General features: G+C 48.4%; 14 protein-coding genes. 9 read left to right on the top strand and 5 right to left on the bottom strand.

The window, feature by feature from the left end; all coding sequences use genetic code 11:
* The 4 genes from HA494_04340 to HA494_04325 form a co-directional block, all read right to left on the bottom strand.
* Positions 1-534, bottom strand: a 534-nt coding sequence (locus tag HA494_04340; protein ID NHV96999.1) for an N-acetyl-gamma-glutamyl-phosphate reductase, incomplete at its 3' end; no start/stop codon positions are given.
* A gap of 5 nt (positions 535-539) precedes the next feature.
* Positions 540-1,397, bottom strand: coding sequence for a lysine biosynthesis protein LysX (gene lysX, locus HA494_04335; GenBank protein ID NHV96998.1), 858 nt, complete (start codon positions 1,395-1,397; stop codon positions 540-542).
* A gap of 7 nt (positions 1,398-1,404) precedes the next feature.
* A complete protein-coding gene (locus HA494_04330) occupies positions 1,405-1,569 on the bottom strand; it encodes a lysine biosynthesis protein LysW (protein ID NHV96997.1) in 165 nt (54 codons plus the stop codon).
* A gap of 21 nt (positions 1,570-1,590) precedes the next feature.
* Positions 1,591-2,775 (bottom strand): argininosuccinate synthase, encoded by a 1,185-nt coding sequence (locus HA494_04325; protein NHV96996.1) that lies wholly within the window; start codon positions 2,773-2,775, stop codon positions 1,591-1,593.
* A gap of 60 nt (positions 2,776-2,835) precedes the next feature.
* Here HA494_04325 and HA494_04320 point away from each other — a divergent pair, with 60 nt between their 5' ends.
* Complete coding sequence (locus tag HA494_04320) at positions 2,836-3,546, top strand: hypothetical protein (protein ID NHV96995.1); 711 nt, start codon at positions 2,836-2,838, stop codon at positions 3,544-3,546.
* Between the two features lies 1 nt (position 3,547).
* Positions 3,548-5,044 (top strand): argininosuccinate lyase, encoded by a 1,497-nt coding sequence (argH, locus tag HA494_04315; protein ID NHV96994.1) that lies wholly within the window; start codon positions 3,548-3,550, stop codon positions 5,042-5,044.
* A 31-nt stretch (positions 5,045-5,075) separates the two neighbouring features.
* Here argH and HA494_04310 read toward each other — a convergent pair whose 3' ends face one another.
* Positions 5,076-5,501, bottom strand: coding sequence for a DUF371 domain-containing protein (locus HA494_04310; protein NHV96993.1), 426 nt, complete (start codon positions 5,499-5,501; stop codon positions 5,076-5,078).
* 77 nt (positions 5,502-5,578) lie between these two features.
* Here HA494_04310 and psmA point away from each other — a divergent pair, with 77 nt between their 5' ends.
* The 7 genes from psmA to HA494_04275 all read left to right on the top strand — a co-directional run bounded on the left by psmA (position 5,579) and on the right by HA494_04275 (position 9,799).
* Positions 5,579-6,313 carry an archaeal proteasome endopeptidase complex subunit alpha gene (psmA, locus tag HA494_04305; protein NHV96992.1) on the top strand — a complete coding sequence of 245 codons (735 nt, stop codon included), beginning with the start codon at positions 5,579-5,581 and terminating at the stop codon, positions 6,311-6,313.
* 90 nt (positions 6,314-6,403) lie between these two features.
* A complete protein-coding gene (locus tag HA494_04300; protein NHV96991.1) occupies positions 6,404-7,096 on the top strand; it encodes a ribosome assembly factor SBDS in 693 nt (230 codons plus the stop codon).
* A gap of 5 nt (positions 7,097-7,101) precedes the next feature.
* Positions 7,102-7,794 carry an RNA-binding protein gene (locus HA494_04295; protein NHV96990.1) on the top strand — a complete coding sequence of 231 codons (693 nt, stop codon included), beginning with the start codon at positions 7,102-7,104 and terminating at the stop codon, positions 7,792-7,794.
* Positions 7,778-8,518 carry an exosome complex exonuclease Rrp41 gene (locus HA494_04290; protein ID NHV96989.1) on the top strand — a complete coding sequence of 247 codons (741 nt, stop codon included), beginning with the start codon at positions 7,778-7,780 and terminating at the stop codon, positions 8,516-8,518. The genes HA494_04295 and HA494_04290 overlap by 17 nt, the downstream gene beginning before the upstream one ends.
* A 28-nt stretch (positions 8,519-8,546) precedes the next feature.
* The gene (locus tag HA494_04285) at positions 8,547-9,347 is read left to right on the top strand and encodes an exosome complex protein Rrp42 (protein NHV96988.1); all 801 of its coding nucleotides are present in this window, start codon (positions 8,547-8,549) and stop codon (positions 9,345-9,347) included.
* Positions 9,340-9,549, top strand: coding sequence for a 50S ribosomal protein L37 (locus tag HA494_04280; GenBank protein NHV96987.1), 210 nt, complete (start codon positions 9,340-9,342; stop codon positions 9,547-9,549). The genes HA494_04285 and HA494_04280 overlap by 8 nt, the downstream gene beginning before the upstream one ends.
* Positions 9,524-9,799, top strand: coding sequence for a KEOPS complex Pcc1-like subunit (locus HA494_04275; protein NHV96986.1), 276 nt, complete (start codon positions 9,524-9,526; stop codon positions 9,797-9,799). Before HA494_04280 ends, HA494_04275 begins: the two co-directional genes overlap by 26 nt.
* Positions 9,800-9,926 lie beyond the last annotated feature (127 nt).

The following is a 9,926-nucleotide window of genomic DNA, read 5'->3' as shown; positions in this document are numbered from 1 at the left end:
TATCTTTGAATCGACCACAATATGCTTCCTATCTATAAGGTCTGCTTTGATAAACGGCGCTAAAGCGAGTATTGAAGTAACTGCCATACACCCTGGGCAGGCAACATAACTCGCCTGTCTTATCTCATCTCTGTGAAGCTCGGGCACACCATATACAAAGCGCTTTAGAAGCTCTGGGTAGGGGTGTTTATAGCCGTACCAACGCTCATAATCTTCTGGGTTATGGAGCCTAAAGTCTGCGCTCAGATCTATGATCTTTAAGCCGCTCTCTATTAGCTTCGGCATAATCTTTACAGACTCGCCGTGCGGAACAGCTGTGAAGACAAGGTCGCATTGAGATGCTATCTGCTCCGGTGTAGGGTCTGTAAACTGTAAATCAGTCAACCCCCTCAGATTAGGGTGAACTCTGAACACATATTCTCCGCTGTATCTTCGTGATGTGGCGCAGACAACCTCGACTTTGCTGTGCTGGAGGAGTATTCTTAGCAGCTCCCCGCCGACATAACCTGATGCACCTATTATGCCTATCTTCACATCATTCACCTTCTAACCAGATTCACAGCGTATTCAACTATTTCATCGGCGATGCGGGTGCTACTTACGCTCTGCGCACCTCTGAACTCCACGGTAGAGTTAACTTCATGCACCAAAAGACCACACGGGCTCTCCATCATATCCACACCAAGCACACCCCCACCTACCGCTTGAGCAGCTTTTAAAGCGATATCCTCAACCTCCTTAGTCAAGGGGCAGGGCTCGGTTGAACCACCTCTCGCCACATTGGTGCGCCACTCGCCTGGAGCCGCCACTCGATACACAGCTGCTACAACCCTATCCCCTACTACAACGCATCTTATGTCCCTAGGCGGCCGTTCAACCTTCTCTTGTATGTAAAAGATCTGGTTTAGCGCGCCATTCATCTGGCTTCTTAATTCGATGATCGCTTCAGCCTCCTCTCTATCGCGTAGAGCGACCACCATCCGCCCCCAGCTCCCTACTAGAGGCTTTAACACAACTGGGTAACCGATTTCTTCAGCAGCCTTCAAAGCGGATTCCGGTGTGAACGCTATGATCGTCCTAGGTGTCGGCACACCCGCTCGGATTAAGGCTAATGTACACCACAACTTGTTACCACAAATTTCTGAGACGGAGGCTTTGTTCACAACCAAAATGCCTTTACTCTCTAAGCAGGCTGAGGCATAGGTGCCTCTGGTGTGGCTTATACACCTCTGCAGAACCACGTCACCGTAATCTTCATCGGCTTTTTTATTTAGATTGAGGAGGGTGGTTTTGGCGTCGACTTCTTTTACATTTAGCCCCTTTGCTCTAGCACTATCCAATAGCTCTTTTTCGTCCCAGCGTATGCGGTCGTAGAGCAGAGTGAGGGTTATGGTCATCTGCTTACTATTCGCCCCAGTCTTCGCTCACGCTTTCAGCTGGTTTGAGAAGTACGCCGTCTTCGTTCTTGACTACTTCGTAGTTTAGACCGCAGTCAGGGCAGGTGACGATTTCGCCTGAAACCGCGTCGTCTGGCACATTTATCTGGGCGTCACATTCGCTACATTTCATCTTCATACGGCTCACCTCCTTCTACTTTTCAGATAACTGATATGCGGTTACGGAGGGTAGACCCCACAAGTTTATGAAACCCTCTGCAGCCTTCTGCTGAAAGACGGAGGTTTTATCATATGTTGCGAGCTTGATATCATAAAGTGACCTCTTAGCCTTCCTGCCAACAACCCTCAGCCCACCCTTATAGAGCTTTAACCTCACGCTTCCGTTAACCGCCTTTTGCGTAGAGTCGATGAATGCATCGAGGTTTCTGCGTAGAGGCTCAACCCAGAGCCCGGTGTAGACGAGCCAAGCCCACTCCCTATCAACCAGCTCCTTGAACATCAGCTGGTGTCTTGTTAGGACCATCTTCTCCAGATCTCTATGCGCCTCTAGGATACATACAGCCGCTGGGCACTCATATACCTCTCTTGACTTGATTCCAACCAACCTATCCTCTATGTGGTCGATGACACCTACACCATGCAGACCGGCTTTCTTATTAAGCGAAGATATGAGCTCAATAGGTGCCATCTCTGAGCCATCTATAGAAACTGGTACACCATCCTCAAACCCCAACTCAACATAACCGGGCTCATCAGGCGTCTTCGACAGCGGCTTAACCCACTCAAACGCATCTTCAGGCGGCTCAAAGTCAGGCTGCTCAAGCGGACCGCTTTCTATCGACCTACCCCATAGATTCTGATCTATGCTGAAAACGGATTTCTTCTCCTCAACAGGCACACCACGCTCTTTTGCATACTTTATCTCTTCCTCTCTCGACAGGTTCCACTCGCGCACCGGAGCTATAACCTTTAGTTGTGGTGCCAGCGCTTTGACCGTTACATCGAATCTGACTTGGTCGTTACCCTTCCCTGTGCATCCGTGTGCGACGGCATCAGCCTTCTCTTTTAGGGCTATTTCGACGAGCTTGCTTGCTATAAGTGGTCTGGCGAGTGCGGTTGAGAGAGGATATTTACCCTCGTAGAGCCCGTTGGCTTTAATTGAGGGATATATGTAATCTTTAGCGAACTCTGCTTTAGCGTCGATGCTGTAGTGTCTTTCGACTCCCAGCATCTTAGCCTTCTCCGCTATAGCCTTCAGATCTTCTTGCTGCCCAACGTCCACGGTGAGAGTTACTACTCTAGCATCGTATTTTTCCTCAAGCCACTTTATGGCTACAGAGGTGTCCAACCCTCCCGAGTATGCTAATACGACCTTCATCAAGGTTTGAGGCTGTTTGCAGCAACGCTTTTATATTTTTTGGTATTATCCGTATCAATCTTGGGTACAGTTGACTTGGTTTCGGTCAAACTGACCATAATCCAAGCGGTTAGGGATGCGGTGGATAGCGACCTTTCTATTCAAGATGCATTAGATAGGGGCTATGGTAATCTAACAGCTATTGCGAGGGTGTTAAAGGCTGCTGTAGAGGAGAGGCTAGGTCGTGAAGTAAAGATTGAGAGCTTGGTGACTGCTCTTAAAAGATTGAGGGGAAGGTATAGGGTGGTTGGGGAAGACGTTCTTGATGTGGTTATGAACAGCACGGTAACGGTTCGCACAGACGTGGCTAAGATTTCGGTTGAAAAGAGGAGGAAGACCCTTGAGGCGGTTGGTAGTCTGCTTCTCAGCTATAGGGAGGAGTTTCTTCAGATATCTGAGAGTATAGATGCGATTACACTTCTCTTCGACCAGAGGTTATATGAGGATGTTGTGAAGCTGTTTAGGAGCGATGAGATCCTTGAGAGCACAACCAATTTGGCTGCTATAATAGTTAGAAGCCCTATTAAGATAATAAAGACACCTGGCTGTGCTGTATCTTTCATAACACAGCTTTCGAGGAGGCACATAAATATAGAGGATACGATAAGCTGCTACACCGATACAATAATAGTGGTCAGTATGGTCGATGCTGGAAGGGCTTTCGCAGCCCTAACAGACTACATAGCCTCAGCAAGGCGCTTGAAAAAGGAAGCTAAGAGGAGAAGTGGCTAAGTTGGTTAAAGGTGTTTTAAGAAGGGGTAGGCTACCAGAAGAGATGGATAAATCGGCGTTAGAGTACACAAGCTCCCTCCCTATTGATGAGGAGATATTTGAAGCGGATCTCAAGGTGACTGAAGCGCACGTTGTTATGCTGATCAAACAGAAGATAATACCTTCTGAGGCTGGGGCGAAGATACTCTCTGCGCTTCAAGAGATAGGGGCTAGGGGTTACGGCGAAGTTGCTAAAGAGGGGTTTGAGGACATTCACGAGGCGATAGAGGCGAAGGTTATAGAGATCGTGGGTGAGCAGCAAGGCGGCTGGATCCACACAGGTAGATCGAGAAACGATGAGGTAGCAACCTGCCTAAGAATCAGATTAAGAGAATATCTGCTTGATGTGGCTGAAAACCTGATTACGCTACTGCAAACACTTTTGGATAAAGCTAGAAGCGAAAAGGATACATTGGCGCCGGGCTTCACCCATACTCAGATCGCTCAGCCCACAACCTTCGGGCACCTCCTCTTAGCACACGTCGAGGCTTTATCACGGGACCTAACTAGGTTACTCGAGGTGTACGGTAGGGTTAATCTTTCACCACTCGGCTCAGGCGCCTTGACGACCACAGGCTACAAGATAGATAGGCGTTTGACAGCTGATCTGCTCGGCTTTGATGGTATACTAGGTAACTCTGTAGATGCTGTGGGTTCAAGAGACTTCATATTGGAGGCTATGGCTGCCTACGCTCTAATAGCCACAGACTTAAGCAGGCTTTGCGAGGAGATAATCCTCTTCAGCTCAGACGGCTACAAGATGGTTGAACTCGCGGATGAATTCTCATCGACCAGCAGCATCATGCCTCAGAAGAAGAACCCTGATTCCGCTGAGATCGCTCGAGCAAAATGCGCACGTATAGTTGGTCTGCTAACAGCAGCCTTCACACTCTGTAAGGGGCTACCCTTCTCCTACAACAGAGACCTTCAGGAGTTGAATGCCCTCCTTTGGGAGAGCTGTAAACTTACGCTCGCAACACTTAGGGTGGTTGAGCGTATGGTTGCAACGCTTAAGGTTGATAGAGGTAGGATGAGGATGCTTGTGGAGCAGAGCTACGCTACAGCAACAGAGCTCGCAGACACGTTGGTGAGGGAGTGCGGCATACCATTTAGAACCGCGCACACAATAGTAGGTATGGTGGTCAAGGAGGCGGTTGAGAATGGGGTTGAGCCCTCCCAGATAAGCCTCGAGATGATAAACAGATGCTCAAAAAAGGTCTTAGGGAGAACCCTAACCCTATCTGAAGAAGCTGTTAGAAACGCGCTCAACCCCACCACGTTTATCGCTAGAAGGGAGGTGGATGGCGGGCCAGCACCACAAACTCTAGCCAAAGCCTTGCTTGAGAAAGAAAACTGGTTAGAGGGTATGCGCTCCTCCATCAAAGAGAAGAGGCTTAGACTAGAGAAGGCTTACGAAAGATTAAGCAGGATAGTATCTGAATACGCTAAACTACAGTAGCTTAAGAGAATCTCCTACGGCAGAGGACGAGTTATTTGGATTCTACTTCTATGAGAAGGTAGCCTCTGCACCCCTCCGACCTTAAGAGATCAACAATAGGTCTCGGTATGTCGCAAGCAGCCGCATTAGCCTTCACCGCTAGCGTCCTAGGGCATATGTAGCTGCTGCGCCTAACAACAATATCCTCTTCATCTGTTAGCATTAACTGTGGTGAGCCCTCTGCTCTGACTTTGAATCTTAGGTCTCCTACACAGATTGTGAGATGCACAACACCACCTTTTCGTAGCGCCTCTTTGATCCTCTGATCGAGGTCGGCACAAGCTTTGTCTGCTGCGACACCGATTATGCAGTCTCCTCTCTTAGTGAGGCTCTTAGATTTCGTGATTTCGAATGTGGTTTTGTGTGTGGCGCTTATATTTCTATGTCCGCTGAAGGTTATGTGCTCGCACACCTTCATCCCTTACCACCTGTGGTTGCTGGTTGTGTTAATGTTTAAATTCATCGATAAAGCAAGGTTAGATAAGGGATGCAGTTATGTTTCCGGCAGCTGCGGGATATGATAGGGCGATAACAGTATTTTCGCCAGACGGTAGGCTATATCAGGTAGAATACGCGATAGAAACCGTTAGAAGAGGAACCTTAGCGGTGGGAATCAAGGCGGCTGATGGTGTTGTACTCGCAGTAGAAGAGAAGACGAGGAAGCTTCAGAGCCAGACAACCGCTCAAAAGATCTTTCAGGTTGATGAGCATATAGCTGTGGCGGCTGCGGGCTACATACCAGACGCAAGAGTGCAGGTAGACCAGGCTAGGATAATAGCGCAGAGTAATAGGTTGGTCTACGATGAGCCGGCTGAAGTTGAAACCATAGCTAGAAGAATAGCTGACATATGCCAACAGTTCACTCAGTATGCTGGTGTCAGACCGTTCGGCGTCTCACTTATAATTGCTGGTGTGGATAGAAACGGCCCAGCTATCTACTTGACTGATCCAAGCGGCACATACCTTGGATACGAAGCTGTAGCTATAGGTGCGGGGAGCGATCAGGTTATGGAGTTCCTCGAGCAGAATTATCAGCCGAATAAGAAGCTCGCGGAGGCGTGTGTGCTTGCGATTGAAGCGATCTACACCGTTAGCGAAGATAAATCTGGCATAAAGCACATAAAGATAGCTGTTGTAGATGCTGCGACGAAGAAGATGAGGTTCCTCACGGAAAAAGAAATAGAGGAGTTGGCGAGCAAGGCTAGAAATAGGGAGAAGCCGAAGCAGTAAGGGAGCTCAGCGTTTATAGCGATTCAGAGGTCGCAATACTAGTTTATATAGCCTACTTTACTATCTTCTACGTAAGTGGTAGGGAGAGGCATGTCTACAAAATACACTATAGTTCGGCTCACTTTAGGCGGTGAGCATTTTGAGATACTGGTAAATCCAGACGCCGCTTTAAACTATAAGATGGGTAAGAATATACCGCCTTCACAAGTTATAGTTGTCGATGAAATCTTTTCAGATGCCTCAAAAGGGTTACGTGTCTCATCGGAAAAGCTCCAGAAATACTTTCAGACAACCAATGTGTCGCAGGCGGCATTAACCATCCTTAACAAAGGCGAACTACAGCTAACCACAGAGCAGAGGAGGAGGCTCATCAACGAAAAGAGGAAGCAGATAATAGAGATCATATCAAGAAATTACGTAGACCCTAGGACAGGCTTGCCACACCCACCGCTTAGGATCGAGCAGGCGCTTCAGGAGGCGAAGGTCTCTATTGATCCGTTTAAGAGCGCAGAGGAGCAGACCAAAACGATAGTTGAGCAGCTCAGAACCATCCTTCCACTTAAATCTGAGAGGATCAGGTTGCTGATCAAAATACCACCTCAATACGCGCCACAGAGTGTTGGAATAATTAAGAGCTACGGCGAAATAGTTAAAGAAGAGTGGGGTGAAGACGGCTCCATGACGGCAATCGTTGATATACCAGCAGGCATCCACTCCACACTCGTAGAGAAACTCGGCTCAGCCACAAAAGGCTCAGCCCAGGTCTCGGTAGCGAAGGTCTGATCGAAATGCCCGAAGTCAAAAGAAAATATGTCATACCGGGGGAGCTGATAACCGAAGGCAACTACAGACCCCTAGCGAACGTAATAAAAAGAGGCAACAAGTTCTATTCAACGAGAATAGGTTTAGCGGAGTTCGGGCAAGAAGGCGTTAGAGTAATACCTTTATCAGGTCCTTACATACCTAGGGTAGACGACCTCGTGATCGGTAAGATCGTCGACTACTCTGCATTCGTCTGGGAGGTGGATATCAACTCCTGCTTCATGGCTTACCTACCTGCGAAAAACGTGTATGGCAGGAACTTTACGCCTGGGCAGGAGTCGCTGGTTAAAAAGTTTGATATTGGCGACCTAATAGCGGCGGTGGTTACAGCCTTTGATCGGACCAGAGACCCTATCCTTTCAGTTTCTGGGCCGGGTTTAGGTAAGATCACGAAGGGAGAAGTTGTCAAGATAGCACCTACCAAAGTTCCTAGGCTAATAGGTAAGAAGGGGTCTATGATAAGGACAATAGAATCTGGGACAGGATGCAAGCTTACGATAGGGCAGAATGGGGTGATAGTGGTGGTCGGTCGACCAGAAGGGATAATAAAGGCTGTGAAGGCGATCAAGCTGGTTGAAGAGGAAGCTCACCTAGCTGATCTTACCCAAAAGGTTCAGGCTATGCTGGGGGTTAAGGAAGTAGGTGGTCAAGTTGGGTAAACTAATAAATGACGGCATAAGGGTGGATGGCAGAAGAGTCGATGAGCTCAGACCCTACAGACTTGAGGTAGGCGTGCTGAAGAACGCTGATGGTTCAGCGTACATAGAGTTGGGCAAGAATAAGATAATAGTCGCAGTCTACGGACCAAAGGAAGTACATCCTAAGCACCTCGCTCTACCAGATAGATGTGTGCTCCGATGCAGATACCATATGTCTCCTTTTTCAACCGACGTGAGGAAGACGCCGGCGCCTTCACGAAGAGAGATAGAGATTTCTAAGGTAATCAGAGAGGCGCTTGAACCCGCTATTTTGGTTGAAGAATACCCTAGGACTGCTATAGACATATTCTTAGAGGTGCTTCAGTCAGATGGCGGCTCAAGGTGTGCTGGTATAACGGCTGCTTCCCTTGCTTTGGTTGATGCTGGCATAAGTATGTATGATTTGGTGGTTGCTTGCGCAGCTGGCAAGGTGGATGGGACTATGGTCTTAGATCTGAGCGATATTGAGGATAAGGAAGGTGAAGCAGACATGCCAGTTGCAGTTATGCCAAATCTAAATACAATAACGCTGCTTCAGCTAGATGGCGTACTCACGCATGAAGAGTTCAAGCGAGGGATAGATCTAGCCCTATCTGGTTGTAGGAAGCTATATGAGGCTCAGCGAAAGGCGCTGATGGAGAGATACTTTAAAGGTGGACTTAACCAGCAGGAGGAGGTTGAGTAAAGTGGCTGTAGCTAAACGGTCTTTCATAATGGAGCATTTGAGAAAGGCGCATATGATCGAGTTGCTGGCTCAAGGTAGGAGGCTTGATGGGAGGGCGCTTCTAGACTATAGGCCGATTGACATAAAGTGTAACGTTATTCAGAAAGCAAATGGTTCTGCTCAGGTAAGTTTAGGTAACACGCAGGTGATAGCTGGTGTAAAGATTGAGGTAGGTGCACCATTCCCTGACACCCCGGATAAGGGGCTGCTGGTTGTGAACGCTGAAATACTCCCCTTAGCTTCACCCTACGCTGAGCCAGGTCCGCCTGATGAAGACGCTATAGAGCTTTCAAGGGTGGTTGACAGAGGGGTGAGGGAATCGGATATGGTCGATCTGTCTAAGCTTGTGCTCATCCCTGGGCAGAAGGTTAGGGCTATATTTGTTGATGTTAGTGTTTTGAATGTTGATGGGAATCTGATAGATGCTACGAGCTACGCTGTCGTTTCAGCGCTTCTGACCACGAAGATGCCTGAACTGGAAGTTACACCAAGCGGCGAAATCAAGGAGAAAGACAGTATGATACCGCTACCAGTATCTAAGATACCTGTCTCAGTAACATTTGCCAGAATAGGTGAGGCGATGGTGGTTGACCCAGATTCAGAGGAGGAGGCGGTTATGGACGCTAGGATAACTTTAACTACTGTTGACGAAGGGCATTTATGTGCTGGGCAGAAGGGGTTGGCTGGCGGGTTGACCTACGAGCAGATCATGTTCGCAGCGGAGACCGCTAAGATTAAAGGGCAAGAAATAAGGGAGATAATAAAGAAGGCGGTGGGCAGCGTTGGTTAGAGGAGAAGACAAGACACTCAAAGGCTTGGGCGCGAAGTACGGCAGAACCTTACGTGTAAGATATAGTAGAGTAGTGCTTCTGCAGAAAAGCAGAAGAAAATGCCCCTCCTGCGGCGCTCTAAAGCTGAGGCGTAAAGCAAGCGGGATATGGAGCTGCTCAAAGTGTGGTCACAAGGTTGCCGGAGGAGCATACGACCTCTAACCTCCACCTCAAAGCAACTATCAACATAGCAGCTTCAAAAGAAGAAGCATCTGCGATCTATAAAGCACTTTTACCTGAGACGGGAAGCGAAAGAAAGCGCAGAGCAGCCGTCAAGCTCGAGCATAAAGACGACCACTTAACAATCGAAGTCACCACAGAAGACTTATCCTCGGCGAGGGCTGTAATAGGCTCCTACCTCAGGCTCATAAAAGCAGCATCCTCAACAATAGAGAAGATAAAGCAGAAATAAGATGAAGGATCCTTAGCGTAAAGCTTAAAGTTGAGCGGCTATCAGCTCAAAAATAGGCCCGCGGTAGCTCAGCTTGGTAGAGCTTCCGACCCGCTCGATGGCGGGGGAGACGCTGTAGTGGCTTGCC

The sequence above is a fragment of the Nitrososphaerota archaeon genome (assembly GCA_011605775.1).
In the GTDB taxonomy this organism is placed as follows: domain Archaea; phylum Thermoproteota; class Nitrososphaeria; order Nitrososphaerales; family JAAOZN01; genus JAAOZN01.
The sequence above is the reverse complement of the archived record's forward strand: the minus strand, read 5'-3'. Positions and strand labels throughout refer to the sequence as shown.

Coding starts and splice junctions, on each gene's coding strand:
- HA494_04310 (NHV96993.1), bottom strand. CDS start 5,501: ATGAAGGTGTGCGAGCACATAACCTTCAGCGGACATAGAAATATAAGC.
- HA494_04300 (NHV96991.1), top strand. CDS start 6,404: ATGTCTACAAAATACACTATAGTTCGGCTCACTTTAGGCGGTGAGCAT.
- HA494_04285 (NHV96988.1), top strand. CDS start 8,547: ATGGAGCATTTGAGAAAGGCGCATATGATCGAGTTGCTGGCTCAAGGT.
- HA494_04330 (NHV96997.1), bottom strand. CDS start 1,569: ATGAAATGTAGCGAATGTGACGCCCAGATAAATGTGCCAGACGACGCG.
- psmA (NHV96992.1), top strand. CDS start 5,579: ATGTTTCCGGCAGCTGCGGGATATGATAGGGCGATAACAGTATTTTCG.
- HA494_04295 (NHV96990.1), top strand. CDS start 7,102: ATGCCCGAAGTCAAAAGAAAATATGTCATACCGGGGGAGCTGATAACC.
- lysX (NHV96998.1), bottom strand. CDS start 1,397: ATGACCATAACCCTCACTCTGCTCTACGACCGCATACGCTGGGACGAA.
- HA494_04325 (NHV96996.1), bottom strand. CDS start 2,775: ATGAAGGTCGTATTAGCATACTCGGGAGGGTTGGACACCTCTGTAGCC.